A 14,722-nucleotide genomic window follows, 5' to 3' on the forward strand; every position below is an offset into this window, starting at 1 on the left:
AACATCGACGTTGCCGACCTTTCGCCGAACTAAATTCGGCCCGACCGCGGAGGCCCCCGTGCTGGACGAACTTGATTCGGCGATCGTGCGCCACCTGCAGGAGGACGCGCGGCAGACCAACCGGGACATCGCCCGGAAGGTCGGCATCGCGCCCTCGACGTGCCTCGAACGCATCCGGCTGCTGCGGGAGCGGGGCGTCATCCGCGGCTACCACGCCGACATCGACCTGGCGAGCCTCAACCGCGGCGTCCGGGCGCTGGTCGCGGCGCAGGTGCGGCCGCTGAGCCGGGCGGTCATCGACGAGTTCCAGCGGTCCATCGCGGACCTGCCGGAGGTGCTCTCGGTGTACGTGACCGCGGGGAGTGACGATTTCCTGATCGAGGTGACCACCCCCGACATCGACGCGCTGCACGCGTTCCTGGCCGACCGGCTCGCGTTGCGCCGGGAGATCGTCGGTTTCCGGACGTCGATCGTTTTCCGGCACCTGCGCAAGACGACGATTGAGCCACTCGGCGGAGGGTATCCGGGGAGCACCGGACCGGGTGCGACACGCCACCCCTAGGTGTTTCCCCTAAATCCCCCGGTTCGCACGCTCAAAGGCGGAAAATGTCGGTGACGGGCGGTCTAATGAGTCCCGACGGGAAGGAGGCACCGCCATGACAACGGAACTGAACCACCGTGAGCGGGCCACATTGAGAGCCGTGGCCGGGGGCCGCGCCGAGATCAGCTGCAGCTGCGAGCCCGACCTGTTCATCGACGGCCTGAGCTGCTGCGACCAGTCCACCGTGCACCGGCTCGCGCGGCTCGGCCTGATCGCCCCGGCCCTCCCCGGCAAGTGCGGCACGCGCGTGCCCGCCGTGCTGACCGAAGCCGGCTCGCTGGCGCTGGGCGAGGTTTTCGCCGTCGCCGCGTAATCGCATTGCCACGCACTGGGGTCACTGACAGCATTACCCGATGCACGTATTCCTCGAAACCGAGCGGCTGATCTTCCGCCGGTTCACCGAGAACGACGCCGACGCACTCTTCGCGCTCTACGACGACCCGGCCGTGATGAAGTACCTCAATGGAGGTCAACCCGCGGACCGCACCGAGATCGTCACGCTGGATCTTCCCGCGTTCCTCGGTTACTACGAGCGTTTCCCCGGTTACGGGTTCTGGGCGGCGATCGAGAAGGGCACCGGCGATTTCCTGGGGTGGTTCCACTACCGCCCGCGCCCGCAGGATCGCGCCGACGAGCCGGAGCTGGGGTACCGGCTGCACCAGCGGGCCTGGGGCAAGGGCTACGGAACCGAAGGCTCGGCGGCGCTGCTCGCCAAGGGCTTCACGGAGCTGGGGGTCCGGCGCGTGACGGCGACGACCATGGCGGTGAACGTGGCCTCGCGCCGGGTGATGGAGAAACTGGGGATGACGTTCGTCCGCTCATACTTCGAGGAGTTCCCGGAGCACGAGCGGGCACCGGGCAGCGAACACGGCGAAGTCGAGTACGCGATCACCCGGGGGGAATGGGAAGCCGCGAAGGGCTCGTGAACGCCGAAGCGCTCACGAGCCCGCCACGTCAGCGGTAGACCTCGAACTCGTAGATCCGGGCCGCGCCGTTGCCGTCGTTGGCCGGGGTGGTGAGGTTCAGCTTCACGTACCGCGCCGACCGGGTCGTGATCGGGCTGTACGTGCGGCTGGCCCGCGAACCGGTCACGGTCGCGACCGTCGTCCAGTTCGTGCCGTCCGTCGACGTCTGGATCGTGAAGGCACCGGTGTTCCAGCCGGTCGTCTCACCGCCCAGGCCGGCGTGCTTGACCACGAACGACGACACGTTCTGCGCCGACCCGAGGTCCACCTGCAGGAACTTCGTGGCCGCGGTCGAGCAGAACTTGCTGTTGTTCGCCAGGCTGCCGTCGACCGCGTTGGCCGCGCCCTCGGCCGAGTTGCACGCCGCCGAGCCCGTGGCCGCCTTGCCCTGCGCCAGGTTCGTGCCGAGGTCCGGCGCGGTGGCCGGCGGCGTGAACCCGTCGTTGTACGACGGCGGGACGTCCGCCGCGTTCGTGCCCCAGGCACTCGGCGACGAGCCCATCGTGTAGTTGAGCGTCGACGCGCTCGCGATGTCGCCGTAGCGGATCCACGACTTGGTCGTCGAAGTCCCGTTGACGCTGAGGCTCTGCACGTACTGCGTGCCCTGGCCCGCGCCGCTGCCGTTGATCTGGATCGTGCCGCTCGGGCGGATGATCGAGACCGAGGGGAACAACGGGCCGTGCAGGGCCAGGACGTCCGCACCCGGGGTCGCCGGGTACATGCCCAGCGCGGCGAAGACGTACCACGCCGAGGTCGCGCCGAGGTCGTCGTTGCCGGGCTCGCCGCCCGCCCCGGTGGTGAACGACTCGTTCATCACCCGCCGCACCGCCGAGCTGGTGCCCTGCGGGTGGGCGGCGTAGTTGTACGCCCACGGCACGCCGTGCTCGGGCTCGTTGCCGATGTAGAAGTACGGCTGCGTGAGGCCGCCGTTGAGCTGCGTGAAGTGGTGGTCCAGCCGCTGGACGGCGGTCTTCGGGCCGCCCATCAGGTTGATCAGGCCCTGGTAGTTGTAGGGCACCATCCACGTGTACTGCGACGGGTTGCCTTCGGTGTACCCGCTGTTGCTGGACGGCACGACCGGCCAGGCCCACGTGCCGGTGCTGCCGCGCGGCTGGATGTAGCCCGAGTCGGGGCCGAACACGTTCTGCCACCACTGGGCGCGCTGCATGTAAGTGGTGTACTTCGTCGTGTCACCGACGGCCTTCGCGAACTGCGCCACCGCGAAGTCCGACGCCGAGTACTCGAGCGAGTCCGACGGGTCTTCGGTGACGTAGTGCCGGCTGACGTACCCGGACTGGCGGCCGCGGATCGCCCCGCCCTGCGCGGTGCCGCCGTTGGAGCTCTTGTCCATCAGCGTCAGCGCGGCCGCGGTGTCGAAGCCGCGGACGCCGAAGGCGTACATGCTGCCGACGACGATCGGCCCGGGGTCACCGGTCATCACGAAGTGCTCGTTGTTGTTGTGCGACCACTTGGGCAGCAGGCCGCCTTGCTGGCCGTCGAGCACCATCGACTTCGCGATGTCGCTCGCTTCATTGGGCGCGACCAGCCCGATCAGCGCGGCCCAGGACCGGTAGATGTCCCAGCCGGAGTAGTTCTGGTAGACGGTGTGCGACGCGGTGTGGATCGCCTGGTCGAACCCGCGGTACTGGCCGTTGGTGTCGCTGGCGATGTTCGGGTTCTGGAACACGTGGTACAGCGCCGTGTAGAACTTCTGCAGGTCCGCGGCCGCGCCGCCGGTCACCTGGACGCGGTTGAGGATGGTGTTCCAGCTCGTGTCGGCCGCGGCGCGCGTCCCGGCGAAGTCGAAGCCGGGGTTCTCGGCCGCGAGGTTCGCCTGCGCGTTGGCCAGGCTGACGAACGAGATGCCGACCTTCGCCTGCACGGTCGTGTTGCTCGAGGTGTCGAAGGTGACGTAGCCGCCGGCGTTGGTGCCGCTGGTGCTCGCGGACCCGGCGCTCACCGTGCCGCCGAGCCAGGTGCCGAACCCGCTGGGCGCGCGGTCGAACTGGATGACGTAGAAGATCTGGTACGTCTTCGACGAGCCGCAGAAACCGCCGCCGGTCGCCGATCCGGTGAGCTGGCTGCCGCTGATGCTGATCGAGCCGGCGCGGTTGCCGGTGGCGCTGCGGCCGGGGTTGACCAGCAGCCGCGCGGACGTCGTGTTCGGGTAGGTCAGCTTCATGAAGCCGGACCGCTGGGTCGCGGACAGCTCGACGGTGGTGTTGTAGTTGTCGAGCTTGTTCTTGTAGTAGCCGGGCGCGGCCGATTCGTTCGCCTTGGTGTAGCGGCCGGCGTAGCCCGTCCAGCCGGTGCCCGGCGAAGTCCCGATGGCGCCGGTGATCGGCAGCAGGCCGAGGTCTTCGTTGTTGGGGCAGCCGGCGCCGTTGAAGTGGGTGAGGCTGAACTCTTCGATGCTGGTGTCGCTGTAGCGGTACCCGGACGGCGATCCGGTCGGGGTGTCCGGACTGAACTGCGTCATGCCGAACGGCACGGCGGCACCCGGGTAGGTGCTGCCGCCGGCGCCGCCGGGCACGGGGTTCGGGGAGTTGCTGTTGTCGGTGCCGATGAAGGGATTCACGTACTGCGTAAGGGCCAACGTGGCAGCGCCGGCCGGTGCGGCGGGCAGCGCGACGAGCCCTCCGGCCGCGACGATCGCGGCGAGCGCGGCCCCGCGCAGCCGTCTGGCGAGTGGTCCGGACATGGAACCTTCCCTCCTTGTCGCACGCTTCCGCCGGGCGACAACGTTGTCGAGCAAGCGTTTCTGACAACGTTGTCAACACGGAACAGACCGCGCTGACGACGTTGTGGCGATCGAAGTGGTACCGGAACTCGGTGGCACGACATGGTGCCACGGCGGGACCCTGTCGCGGAAGCACCGAAAGTCCGTTGTGCGCCAACCGGTTCCGCGACCGGACCACTCAGTACCGGTGGACCACCCGTGTCGTCCCTCTGATCACGCGTGTCGACCCTTCAATCACGCGTGTCGACTCTTCACGCCCACGCCGCGATGCCGGAGGCGTGACCGGAAAGCCGACACACGTGATTGGGAGGTCAACTCGCGTGATTGAGAGGTCGACACGACGTCAGCGGGCCGTGATCCAGTGGTCGCCGAGTTCCGTCGTCGTCGCTTCGCCGTTCGTCAGGTTCGCGAGCCGGCTCGCGAACTCCGGCCCCTCCTCCGGCGCCAGCCCGATCTCGAACCGCGCCAGAGCGTCGAAGCGGGTCGCGTGCACCAAGTACGGCGACGCGCGCAGGTCGTTCTCGAGCCGGCCCGCGCGGTCGTAACTCACCGCCACTTCCACGAGCCTGAGCCGCCGGTGTTCTAGTACACCAACCACTTCCAGCGCGTCCGAAACGGACTGACCGTACGCGCGGATCAGCCCGCCCGCGCCGAGCAGCACTCCCCCGAAGTGGCGGCTCACCACCGCGACCGTGTCCGTGACTTCGCGGCGGCGCAGCACTTCCAGCATCGGGAGGCCCGCGGTGCCGGCCGGCTCACCGTCGTCACTGGACCGCCGGGTTCGCCCATCAGGCCCCAAAACGAACGCGTGGCAGTGGTGCCGCGCCCCCGGTTCGGCGCGGCGGCGGCCCGCGATGAACTCGCGCGCGGCCTCTTCCGACGTCACCGGGGCGAGCGCGCAGAGGAACCGGGACCGCTTGATCTCGACCTCGTGGACCCCGGATCGAGCCACGGAGAGATAACGATCAGTCATCGGACGAGTCCGCCATGCACCCAGCTTGCCACTCCGCGCAGGTGCCGCGACACGTGCCCCGGACCACTCGGGACAGACATTTCCGCAGGTCAAGGGCAACATCGACCGGAAGACGGGAGCGCCAGCCCGGCATATGGGACTACCCTGGGACCCGTCAACGTAAGCGTGGCATTTCCCACCCGGGGACAACGACGTATGTCGATAACAGCGAATTCACACTATCGTCATAAGACCCGGCGAACCCGGGAGTAACACCGCGCGCTCCGGCTGACCCCCACCACAGTGGTCTGCCTGTGCGCGCAAAGCAGGACCGACATGTTCGGCTGCCCAGCGCTGTGCGGCCTCCCAGATGACCCGCGTCCGGTTTCCGAGCATCGAAGCCCGGCCGACGCTTCGCGGCATCTTGCACTTCTTCAACGCCGACAACAGCAACTGTTCTCGACTGACCATCGCGGTACCGGACCACTTCGTTAACCGGTTCAGCTCGAACCACACGATGGAGTGAGTACCGGTCGCGCCAACGCCTTGGGAGGCGGCCAGCCGTGACCCACCGTGCCCGTTCCCTGTCCCCCACGGGGCAGCAGCTCAGCAACGCCGAGGCCGAGGGCCTCTACCGGAGCGACTACGAACACGACGCCTGCGGTGTCGCCTTCGTCGCCGACCTGACCGGCCGCCGAGATCACGCGATCGTCGCGAAGGCCCTGGTCGCGTTGCGCAACCTGGAACATCGCGGGGCGCGGGGCGCCGAACCGGACACCGGCGACGGCGCCGGGCTGCTGATCCAGATCCCCGACGAGTTCTACCGCGACGTCGTGGACTTCGAGCTCCCCGAGCCCGGCACCTACGCCGTCGGCACGGCTTTCCTGCCGCAGGAAGAAAAGCGCCGCGGCCGGGCCATGACGACCATCGAGCGCATCGCCGCCGAAGAGGACATGCGCGTCCTCGGCTGGCGCGAGCTGCCGGTGCACACCGAGCACTGCGGGCCGACCGCCGCCGAGACCATGCCGCACTTCACGCAGCTGTTCCTCGCCGCGCGCCGCCCGAAGCCGGAGCACTCGGACCCGCTGCACATCGAGCGCAGCGCGTTCTGCGTCCGCAAGCGGGTCGAGCACGAGCTGGCCGACGACGACGTGTACTTCCCGTCGCTGTCCTCGCGCACCATCGTCTACAAAGGAATGCTCACCGAGGGCCAGGTCGAGCGGTTCTTCGCCGACCTGACCGACGAGCGCGTCACCAGCGCCATCGGCCTCGTGCACTCCCGCTTCTCCACCAACACCTTCCCGTCGTGGCCGCTCGCGCACCCGTACCGCTACGTCGCGCACAACGGCGAGATCAACACCCTGCGCGGCAACCGCAACTGGATGGACGCCCGCGAAGCCCTCCTCGAAACCGACCTGGTCCCGGGCGACCTCAAGCGGATCTACCCGGTGATCACGCGCGGCGCCAGCGACTCGGCGAGCTTCGACGAGGTGCTGGAGCTGCTCCACCTCGGCGGCCGGTCGCTGCCGCACGCGGTTCTCATGATGATCCCGGAAGCCTGGGAGAACCACCAGGAAATGGACCCGGCGCGACGCGCCTTCTACGAGTTCCACTCGACGCTCATGGAGCCGTGGGACGGCCCGGCGCTCGTGGCCTTCACCGACGGCAGCCAGATCGGCGCGGTCCTGGACCGCAACGGCCTGCGCCCCGGCCGGTACTGGGTGACCGACGACGGCCTCGTCGTGCTCGCCTCCGAGGTCGGCGTGCTCGACATCGACCCGGCGACGATCGTCCGCAAGGGACGCCTCGAGCCCGGCCGGATGTTCCTCGTCGACACGGCCGAGGGCCGGATCGTCGAGGACGACGAGATCAAGACCGAGCTGGCCACCGCCCACCCGTACGACGAGTGGATCGAAGCCGGCCTGGTGAACCTCGAAGACCTGCCCGAGCGCGACCGCGAAGTGCCGCTGCACGCCGCGCTCGTGCGCCGCCAGCAGGCGTTCGGCTACACCGAGGAAGAGCTCGAAGCCATTCTCGAGCCGATGGCCCGCACCGGCGCGGAGCCGATCGGCTCGATGGGCAACGACTCGCCGATCGCGACGCTGTCCAGCCGGCCGCGGCTGATCTTCGACTACTTCATCCAGCTGTTCGCCCAGGTGACCAACCCGCCGCTGGACGCCATCCGCGAGGAGCTCGTCACCGCGCTCGGCGCGCAGATCGGTGCCGAGCCGAACCTGCTGGCCGGCAACGCTGCCAGCTGCCGCCGGATCGCGCTGCCCTTCCCGGTGCTCGACAACGACCAGCTCGCCAAGCTCGTGCACGTCAACGACGACGGCGACCTGCCGGAGTTCCAGGCGGTCACCGTGCTCGGCCGCTACAACGTCCACGGCGGCGGCGAGGCGCTGATCCAGCGGCTCGACGAGATCCGCGCCGAGGTGTCCGAGGCGATCGAGGACGGCGCGCGGCTGATCGTGCTGTCCGACCGCGGCGTCGACGAGAACCACGCGCCGATCCCCTCGCTGCTGCTGACCGGCGCGGTGCACCACCACCTCGTCCGCGAGAAGACGCGCACGCAGGTCGGCCTCATCGTCGAGGCGGGCGACGCGCGCGAGGTGCACCACATCGCCTTGCTCATCGGCTACGGCGTCGCCGCGGTGAACCCGTACCTCGCGATGGCGACCGTCGAGGAGATGGCCCGCCAGGGCCTGATCCCGGGCGTGACGCCGAAGGAAGCGACGTACAACCTCATCAAGGCGCTGGGCAAGGGCGTCCGCAAGACGATGTCCAAGATGGGTGTCTCGACGGTCGCGTCCTACACCGGCGCGCAGATCTTCGAGGCGATCGGGCTCGGCGAAGAGGTCATCGAGAACTGCTTCACCGGCACGACGTCCCGCCTGGGCGGGGTCGGCTTCGAGACGCTCGCCGACGAGGTCGCGAAGCGCCACGCGTACGCGTTCCCGGCCGACGGCGTCCGCGCCACCCACCGCGAGCTGGAGACCGGCGCGGACTACCAGTGGCGCCGCGAGGGCGAGCCGCACCTGTTCAACCCGCAGACGGTGTTCAAGCTGCAGCACTCCACGCGGTCCGGGAAGTACGAGATCTTCAAGGAGTACACGAAGGCCGTCGACGACCAGGCCGAGAAGCTGCTGACGCTGCGCGGGCTGTTCGACTTCGAGTACGGCAAGCGGGCGCCGGTGCCGATCGACGAGGTCGAACCGATCTCCGAGATCGTCAAGCGGTTCGCCACCGGCGCGATCTCCTACGGCTCGATCTCGATGGAGATGCACCAGACCCTCGCCATCGCGATGAACCGCCTCGGCGGCAAGTCCAACACCGGTGAGGGCGGCGAAGACGCCGAGCGCCTGTACGACCCGGAGCGGCGAAGCGCCGTGAAGCAGGTCGCGTCCGGCCGGTTCGGCGTCACGAGCGAGTACCTCGTCAACGCCGACGACATCCAGATCAAGATGGCGCAGGGTGCCAAGCCCGGCGAAGGCGGGCAGCTGCCCGGCGCGAAGGTGTACCCGTGGATCGCGAAGACGCGGTTCTCGACGCCGGGCGTCGGCCTGATTTCGCCGCCGCCGCACCACGACATCTACTCGATCGAAGACCTCGCCCAGCTGATCCACGACCTCAAGAACGCCAACCCGAAGGCCCGCATCCACGTGAAGCTGGTGTCCGAGGTCGGCGTCGGCACGGTCGCGGCGGGCGTGTCGAAGGCGCACGCGGACGTCGTGCTCATCTCCGGCCACGACGGCGGGACGGGGGCGTCGCCGCTGTCGTCGATCAAGCACGCGGGCGGCCCGTGGGAGCTCGGCCTGGCCGAGACGCAGCAGACGCTGCTGGCCAACCGGCTGCGCGACCGGATCGTGGTGCAGACCGACGGCCAGCTCAAGACCGGCCGTGACGTCGTCATCGCGGCGCTGCTCGGCGCCGAGGAGTTCGGCTTCGCGACCGCACCGCTGGTGGTGTCGGGCTGCATCATGATGCGCGTCTGCCACCTCGACACGTGCCCGGTGGGCGTCGCGACGCAGAACCCGAAGCTGCGCGAGAAGTTCAGCGGCAAGGCCGAGTACGTCGTCAACTTCTTCGAGTTCATCGCCCAGGAAGTGCGCGAGTACCTGGCCGAGCTGGGCTTCCGGTCGATCGCCGAGGCCGTCGGCCACGCGGAGTTCCTGAACAAGCGCAAGGCGATCGAGCACTGGAAGGCGGCCGGGCTCGACCTGTCGCCGATCTTCCACGTGCCCGACATGGCTCCGGCGGGGCTGCGGCTGCAGCAGACGCTGCAGGACCACGGGCTCGAGAAGGCGCTCGACAACACGCTGATCCAGCTCGCCGAGGGCGCCCTCAACTCGGGTGACAAGGTGCGGCTGGAGCTGCCGGTCCGCAACGTGAACCGGACCGTCGGCACGATGCTCGGCTCGGAGCTGACCCGGCGCTGGGGTGGCGAGGGCCTGCCCGACGACACCATCGACGTCACCTTCACCGGGACCGCCGGCCAGTCGTTCGGCGCGTTCGTGCCGAAGGGCATCACGCTGCGGCTCTACGGCGACGGCAACGACTACGTCGGCAAGGGCCTCTCCGGCGGCCGGCTGATCGTGCGCCCGCCGAAGGAGGCGCGGATCGCCGCCGAGGACCACATCATCGCCGGCAACGTGATCGCCTACGGCGCGACCAGCGGCGAGATCTTCATCCGCGGCAAGGTCGGCGAGCGGTTCTGCGTGCGCAACTCGGGCGCGCTGGCCGTCGTCGAAGGCGTCGGCGACCACGGCGGCGAGTACATGACCGGCGGCCGGATGGTCGTGCTCGGCCCGATCGGGCGCAACTTCGCGGCCGGCATGTCCGGCGGCATCGCCTACGTGCTGGACCTGCCCGCGCACCGCGTCAACCCGGAGATGGTCGACCTCGACCCGCTCGACTCCGAGGACGCGGACTTCCTGCGCGAGACGCTGGAAAAGCACTACGACGAAACGGAATCCGCTGTCGCGCGGGAGCTGCTGGCCGACTGGGACGCGGGTGTCGACCGCTTCGGGAAGGTCATGCCGAAGGACTACAAGCGCGTGCTCGCCGCCCAGGTGCAGGCCGAGCGCGATGGGCGCGACGTGAACGAGGCGATCATGGAGGCCGCACATGGCTGACCCCAAGGGCTTTCTGACCACCACCCGCGAAGAGCCGAAGCGCCGCCCGGTCGACCTGCGGCTGATGGACTGGCGCGAGGTCTACGAGGACTTCGCGTCGACGAAGCTGGAGAAGCAGGCCGGCCGCTGCATGGACTGCGGCATCCCGTTCTGCCACCAGGGCTGCCCGCTCGGGAACCTCATCCCGGAGTGGAACACCCTGGTGTGGCGGGAAGACTGGCGCCAGGCCGGCGAACGGCTGCACGCGACCAACAACTTCCCGGAGTTCACCGGCACGCTGTGCCCGGCACCGTGCGAAACGGCGTGCGTGCTCGGCATCAACGACGACCCGGTGACGATCAAGCGCGTCGAGATCTCCATCGTCGACCGCGCCTTCGAAGAGGGCTGGGTGACCCCGCAGCCGCCCACCGCGAAGACGGGCAAGAAGGTCGCGGTCGTCGGGTCCGGCCCGTCGGGACTTGCCGCGGCGCAGCAGCTCACGCGCGCGGGCCACAGCGTCGTGGTCCTCGAGCGGGCCGACAAGATCGGCGGGCTGCTGCGCTACGGCATCCCCGAGTTCAAGATGGAGAAGCACCGGCTCGACCGGCGCCTCGCGCAGATGGAGGCCGAGGGCACGGAGTTCCGCACCTCGGTGAACGTCGGCGTCGACGTCTCGGCGGCCGAGCTGCAGGCGTCCTACGACGCCGTGGTGCTCGCGGGTGGCGCGACCGACTGGCGCGACCTGCCGATCACCGGCCGCGAGCTCGACGGCATCCACCAGGCAATGGAGTTCCTGCCGCCGGCCAACCGGGTCGCCTCCGGGGATCTCGAGTCGTCGCCCTTCGACGCTTCCGGCCTGGACGTCGTCGTGATCGGCGGCGGCGACACCGGCGCGGACTGCGTCGGGACGTCGCACCGCCAGGGCGCGCGTTCGGTGACGCAGCTCGAGATCATGCCCAAGCCGCCGGAGAGCCGGTCCGACGCCCACCCGTGGCCGACCTACCCGATGATCTACCGGGTGTCCTCGGCGCACGAAGAGGGCGGCGAGCGGATGTACGCGGTGAACACCCAGGAGTTCCTGGGCGACGACGCCGGCCGGGTTCGCGCTTTGAAGCTGGTCGAGGTGCGCAACGAGGGCGGCAAGTTCGTCCCCGTTGAAGGGTCAGAGCGCGAGCTGCCCGCGCAGCTGGTGCTGCTGGCGATGGGCTTCCTCGGGCCGCAGAAGAAGGGCCTGATCGAAGACCTCGGCGTCGAGCTGGACGCGCGCGGCAACGTGGCGCGCGACAAGGCGTTCAAGACGAGCCTGGACAACGTCTTCGTGGCCGGCGACATGGGCCGCGGCCAGTCCCTGATCGTCTGGGCGATCGCGGAGGGCCGCAGCGCGGCGGCCGGCGTGGACGCCTACCTGACCGGGCGGGACGTCCTGCCCGCCCCGATCGCGCCGACGGACCGGCCGATCGCGTAAGGCCCGGCGCCGGCGGAGGTGTCACTGTCGCCACCTCCGCCGGCGCTGTCCCACTTCTCAGCCGTAGTAACCCTTTTCGAGGTCGTCCAGCAGTCCCGGGTGCGTCGGCTGCCAGCCGAGCAGCTCTTGGGTCGTCGTGCTGGAGGCCGGCTGGTCGATCGCCAGGATCGCGCCGAGGAAGCCGAGCTCGTCGGCCTCGACGGACGTGACCGGCAGGCCGAGCCGCCGTCCGGCCACCTCCGCGACGTCCCGGATCGCCACGCCCTCGTCGCCCACCGCGTGCAGCACCGAGCCGGCCGGGGCGTGCTCCAGCGCCAGGTGGAACAGGTGGGCCGCGTCCAGGACGTGCACGGCAGGCCAGCGGGCCGTCCCGTCCCCGACGTAGGCGGCGATGCCCTTCTCCCGCCCCGCGGCGATGAGCCGCGCGATGAGCCCGTGGGCGTCCCCCTCACCGTGGACCGACCGCGGCAGCCGGACCACCGACGCGCGGACGCCGTTTTCGGCCGTCTTCACGACGGCACGGGCGTTGTCCATCCGGCCCGCGACCGGGCCGAAGCCGGCCGGATCGTCCGCTTCGGTCGCCGCGCGCCCGGGCACCGACGGCGTCCCGGAGGCGGCGATCAGCGGCTTGCCCGCCAGCACGGCGGCCATGGCGTCGACGGCGGCCGCGTCGGTGCGGATGGCGGCTTCCATCCGGCTGAAGTCGTGGCCGAAGGCGAGGTGGACGACACCGTCGGCGTTCGCGGCGCCGGTCTTGAGCGTTTCGAGGTCGTCCAGGCCGCCGCGGAGCACCTCGGCGCCCAGCTTTTCGACGGCCGCCGCGGAGGCGTCCGACCGGGCGAGGCCGACGACCTGGTGGCCGGCGCCGAGCAGTTCGGGTACGAGGGCCGAGCCGATCCAGCCGCTCGCCCCGGTGACGAAGACACGCATGAGAACCTCCCTGTGATGACACCTGGTGCCATCAACGTAGCACGAATGACGACACCAGGTGTCATCGCCTAAGCTGGCAGCATGAGCCGCTGGGAGCCGAACGCACGCGAGCGGCTGGTGCGCGCCGCGGTGGAGTCGTTCCTCGAGCGCGGCTACGACGAGGTGACGGTCGCGGAGATCACCGAGCGCGCCGGGCTGACCAAGCGGACGTTCTTCCGGCACTTCGCCGACAAGCGCGAAGTACTGTTCGCGGGCCAGGACATCCTGAGCCGCATCTTCGCGGAGGCGATCGCCGCCGCCCCCGCCTCGGCGACGCCGATCGAGGCGATCTCGGCCGCGCTGACGGCCACCGAGACGGCGTTCGGCCCCGACCACCGCGAGTGGGCGCGCAAGGTCGGAGCGGTGGTCTCGGGCCACAGCGACCTGCGGGAGCGCGAGCTGCTGAAGAAGGCGAAGCTCCGGGCCGCGATGGCGGACGCGCTGCGAGAGCGGGGCGTGCCGGACCCGGCGGCGAGCCTGGCCGCGGAGATCGGCGGGCTGGCGTTCACGACGGGCTTCGCCCGTTGGCTGGACCCGGCGAACGAACGCGACTTCGGGGAAGTGGCCCGGGAAGCACTGGCGGAACTCGTCGAGGCGACGGCCAAGCTCGGCTGAGGCACCGCGTCACCGAGTCCGGTCTTCGTTCTGCCGGTCGTCGTTCTGCCGGTTTTCGGCCTCCCGGCTTCTCGAGACGGCCTGCACCACGAGGTAGCCGGCGGCGGCGAAGGGAATCACGAAGATGATCCACGGGAAGGTGAAGGTCCCGCTCGTCTGGTTGGCGACGTAGATCGCGTAGCCGATCAGGAAAGCCCCGCTGACGACGGCCCAGAACCGTTCGGACGCCTTGACCTTGGGCGCGAAGGCGACCCCGACCATGACGACACCGCTGAGCAGGCTGAAGACTTCGTAAGCGCTCCAGTTCATGACACTTCCTCTCTCGGGCGGTTCAGCGGGGCAGGGTGCTGCCCTTGGGTCCGTGGCTGTGCGAGACGAGCTTGGCGAAGCAGTGGTCGGCGTCGAGGTGTTCGGCGACGCACCAGGCGTTGGCCTCGGCGCCGGAGCCGAACGAAGTGCTCGCCACCGTGACCCAGAAGTCGCCCTTGGTGTAGCTCGTGTAGTCGCCGGACCAGAGCAGCACGGCCGACGGGTAGGACTGCCGGGTCGTCGTGAAGTCGGTCCAGATCGCGCCGTAGTCGTAGGTCCTTCCGTCCGCCACCAGGCCGTAGCTCTTCGACGACAGCTGCGGAACCCACTTGTCCGCCAGGGTTTCCACCTGGGTCCGGTCGGTGTCCACCTGCTGCTGGAGAGTGGCCCGCGCGGACGTCTCGAGATCGGCCGGAGCGGTCGTCGGCGGCGCCGTGGACGGCTCGGTGTAGGGCACCGACGCCGTCGACGTCGTGGGAGTCGGATAGCCGTAGCTGCCGTAACCCCCGTTCGCCCGGGTGCTCCCGCTGCCGGTGCCCGAGTAGCTCGTCGTCCCGAAACCGAGCGGGTGCCCGCAGACCTCCGCGGTCCCCGACGTCGCGTTCGTCAGTTCCAGCCCGCTCGTCCGGTCGGAATCGGCGATCCGCGCCAGCGCGTCGGCGTCGCGGCCCAGGCCGCCGCCCTGGTACCGGTCGGCCAGGTCGGCGAGGTCGTCGGCGGTGGCGAAGACGGCGTTGTCGAGAAAGCCGGTCCCCAGCAGCATTTCCGAGCCCAGCAGGTCGAATTCGGTGCACAACGCCCGCCGGTCGACCGGCCCGGTGGCACAGCCCGCGAGCCCGGCCACGCCGATGACAACAGTGGTGGCCAGCACAGTCGCCCGAAGTCTTCCCTGGTTCATCTCCGCCTCCCGCGTTTCTCGGGGCGGATGTCGGCGGCCGCGGGAATTCCGCTACCGGCCCCGGACAACTGACGTGGAAATGACCGGTAACCGA

Annotated in this window: 11 protein-coding genes; 6 read left to right on the top strand and 5 right to left on the bottom strand. The window is 69.6% G+C overall.

Annotation, left to right across the window (positions count from 1 at the left end; translation table 11 throughout):
* Positions 1-61: 61 nt before the first annotated feature.
* The 3 genes from QSK39_RS00680 (at position 62) to QSK39_RS00690 (ending at position 1,527) form a co-directional block, all read left to right on the top strand.
* Entirely contained in the window at positions 62-562 is a 501-nt protein-coding gene (locus tag QSK39_RS00680; protein ID WP_284749224.1) for an Lrp/AsnC family transcriptional regulator, read from the top strand.
* Positions 563-656: 94 nt separating this feature from the next.
* On the top strand, positions 657-914 hold the full coding sequence (locus tag QSK39_RS00685) for a hypothetical protein (protein ID WP_285475707.1): 258 nt from the start codon (positions 657-659) through the stop codon (positions 912-914).
* A 40-nt stretch (positions 915-954) separates the two neighbouring features.
* The gene (locus tag QSK39_RS00690) at positions 955-1,527 is read left to right on the top strand and encodes a GNAT family N-acetyltransferase (protein WP_285475708.1); all 573 of its coding nucleotides are present in this window, start codon (positions 955-957) and stop codon (positions 1,525-1,527) included.
* 28 nt (positions 1,528-1,555) lie between these two features.
* Here QSK39_RS00690 and QSK39_RS00695 read toward each other — a convergent pair whose 3' ends face one another.
* Both QSK39_RS00695 and QSK39_RS00700 read right to left on the bottom strand, forming a co-directional pair.
* Positions 1,556-4,267 (bottom strand): GH92 family glycosyl hydrolase, encoded by a 2,712-nt coding sequence (locus QSK39_RS00695; protein WP_285475709.1) that lies wholly within the window; start codon positions 4,265-4,267, stop codon positions 1,556-1,558.
* Between the two features lie 382 nt (positions 4,268-4,649).
* Entirely contained in the window at positions 4,650-5,279 is a 630-nt protein-coding gene (locus tag QSK39_RS00700) for a YigZ family protein (RefSeq protein ID WP_285475710.1), read from the bottom strand.
* Between the two features lie 542 nt (positions 5,280-5,821).
* Between QSK39_RS00700 and gltB the strand changes: the two genes are divergently transcribed.
* Positions 5,822-10,393, top strand: coding sequence for a glutamate synthase large subunit (gene gltB / locus QSK39_RS00705; RefSeq protein WP_285475711.1), 4,572 nt, complete (start codon positions 5,822-5,824; stop codon positions 10,391-10,393).
* Positions 10,386-11,837, top strand: a complete 1,452-nt coding sequence (locus QSK39_RS00710) for a glutamate synthase subunit beta (protein ID WP_285475712.1) — start codon at positions 10,386-10,388, stop codon at positions 11,835-11,837. The genes gltB and QSK39_RS00710 overlap by 8 nt, the downstream gene beginning before the upstream one ends.
* Before the next feature lie 57 nt (positions 11,838-11,894).
* Here QSK39_RS00710 and QSK39_RS00715 read toward each other — a convergent pair whose 3' ends face one another.
* Complete coding sequence (locus QSK39_RS00715; RefSeq protein WP_285475713.1) at positions 11,895-12,767, bottom strand: SDR family oxidoreductase; 873 nt, start codon at positions 12,765-12,767, stop codon at positions 11,895-11,897.
* 81 nt (positions 12,768-12,848) lie between these two features.
* Here QSK39_RS00715 and QSK39_RS00720 point away from each other — a divergent pair, with 81 nt between their 5' ends.
* Complete coding sequence (locus QSK39_RS00720) at positions 12,849-13,421, top strand: TetR/AcrR family transcriptional regulator (RefSeq protein ID WP_285475714.1); 573 nt, start codon at positions 12,849-12,851, stop codon at positions 13,419-13,421.
* A gap of 9 nt (positions 13,422-13,430) precedes the next feature.
* On the opposite strand, the gene QSK39_RS00725 is transcribed toward QSK39_RS00720, so the two are convergent.
* Both QSK39_RS00725 and QSK39_RS00730 read right to left on the bottom strand, forming a co-directional pair.
* Positions 13,431-13,730, bottom strand: coding sequence for a hypothetical protein (locus QSK39_RS00725; RefSeq protein WP_285475715.1), 300 nt, complete (start codon positions 13,728-13,730; stop codon positions 13,431-13,433).
* Between the two features lie 22 nt (positions 13,731-13,752).
* A complete protein-coding gene (locus QSK39_RS00730; protein ID WP_285475716.1) occupies positions 13,753-14,628 on the bottom strand; it encodes a hypothetical protein in 876 nt (291 codons plus the stop codon).
* Positions 14,629-14,722: the final 94 nt, after the last annotated feature.

Origin of the sequence: Amycolatopsis sp. NBRC 101858, from assembly GCF_030269325.1 — a bacterium.
Lineage (GTDB): Bacteria > Actinomycetota > Actinomycetes > Mycobacteriales > Pseudonocardiaceae > Amycolatopsis > Amycolatopsis ponsaeliensis.

Bases quoted from the DNA above. Each gene is read 5' to 3' on its own strand.
- QSK39_RS00685 (WP_285475707.1), top strand. From the start codon at position 657: ATGACAACGGAACTGAACCACCGTGAGCGGGCCACATTGAGAGCCGTG.
- QSK39_RS00690 (WP_285475708.1), top strand. From the start codon at position 955: ATGCACGTATTCCTCGAAACCGAGCGGCTGATCTTCCGCCGGTTCACC.
- QSK39_RS00695 (WP_285475709.1), bottom strand. From the start codon at position 4,267: ATGTCCGGACCACTCGCCAGACGGCTGCGCGGGGCCGCGCTCGCCGCG.
- QSK39_RS00700 (WP_285475710.1), bottom strand. From the start codon at position 5,279: ATGACTGATCGTTATCTCTCCGTGGCTCGATCCGGGGTCCACGAGGTC.
- QSK39_RS00710 (WP_285475712.1), top strand. From the start codon at position 10,386: ATGGCTGACCCCAAGGGCTTTCTGACCACCACCCGCGAAGAGCCGAAG.
- QSK39_RS00715 (WP_285475713.1), bottom strand. From the start codon at position 12,767: ATGCGTGTCTTCGTCACCGGGGCGAGCGGCTGGATCGGCTCGGCCCTC.
- QSK39_RS00720 (WP_285475714.1), top strand. From the start codon at position 12,849: ATGAGCCGCTGGGAGCCGAACGCACGCGAGCGGCTGGTGCGCGCCGCG.
- QSK39_RS00725 (WP_285475715.1), bottom strand. From the start codon at position 13,730: ATGAACTGGAGCGCTTACGAAGTCTTCAGCCTGCTCAGCGGTGTCGTC.
- QSK39_RS00730 (WP_285475716.1), bottom strand. From the start codon at position 14,628: ATGAACCAGGGAAGACTTCGGGCGACTGTGCTGGCCACCACTGTTGTC.